The sequence below is a fragment of the Candidatus Symbiopectobacterium sp. NZEC135 genome, from assembly GCF_025962695.1.
Genome location: NZ_JAGFPF010000612.1, coordinates 1 through 1144, shown reverse-complemented (window position 1 = coordinate 1144; position 1144 = coordinate 1). Strand labels below are relative to the sequence as shown.

Here is a 1144-nt window from a genome sequence, read left to right as displayed (position 1 = left end):
GGCGGCGCGGGATTATTTGCCACGGCCATTGCTATTAAAGATGCCCTTTCGCCCGCGATTGAAATGAATGATGCGCTGTTGTCTGCCTCAGCCCAGGGCGTCAGCGATGCCACGCTAAAGCAGGTGGCGGCCAACGGCCTGAAATTCAGCATTCAATACGGTAAATCGGCGTTGGAGTTTGTGCAGTCTACGGAAATCATCAAGCGCTCTGTGTCCGGGTTATCTGATGGCGAACTGCCACGCATGACAACCATCACCAACACTGTGGCCGCTGCGCTGAAAACCACGGCAGCGGAAACCACGGAATTTATGGGGCAGATGTTTGCCAATTTCCGCACCGATGCCAAAGCGTTGGGCAATGTGGATTTTGCGGAACGGGTAGCCGGAAAAGCGGCCTACATGCGCCAGGCGTTTGGCACCGAAATGGCCACTATCAAGGATTTGATGGAAGGGGCCAAAGGTGCCGGGACAAACTTTGGTATCGGCATGGATGAGCAAATGGCGGTGCTGGGCGAGTTACAGCGCACGCTAGGCACGGAAGCCAGCGGATCGTATGAGTCCTTTCTGACCGGTGCGGCGGAAGGGGCTAAAAAGCTGGGGCTGAGCTTTACCGACGCCAGCGGAAAAATGCTGTCGATGCCGCAAATGCTGGAAAAATTGCAGGGCAAGTACGGTGCCACCATTGAGGGCAACCTGAAAGCACAGAAGGAACTGGATGAAGCCTTTGGCGGTGGTTCTGCCGTTATCAAGCAGCTTTACGGCAATGTCGGCGTGTTGCAGCGCCATATCACTGAATTGGGCAGCAGCGACGGGATGAAGCGCGCCACGGAAATGGCCGAGAAGATGGCAAATCCGTGGGATCGCCTGGTGGCCGTCTGGTATGCCATGCGCGCCGCGATGGGGGCCACGTTGCTGCCGGTGCTCTATCCGTTGATTAACAAGCTGGCCGACGTGGGACAAACGTTGGTGCGGTGGCAAAACCTGTTTCCCAATATCACCCGCGTGATCGGCTATGCGGTGCTGGCTGTGCTAAGCCTGGCCGCTGCCGGTGCGGTGGTCAACATCGTGATGGGGGTATCTGCCTTTGTCATGGTGGGCTTGCGTGGACTGTGGGCCGGACTCACCACGGTGATGAAAATCCATG

Annotated in this window: 1 protein-coding gene; it reads left to right on the top strand. The window is 57.1% G+C overall.

Annotated features, from left to right (window positions below; genetic code table 11):
• Window positions 1–1144: phage tail tape measure protein (locus J5224_RS29170; RefSeq protein WP_264628568.1), on the top strand; the 1144-nt coding region annotated here is incomplete at both ends.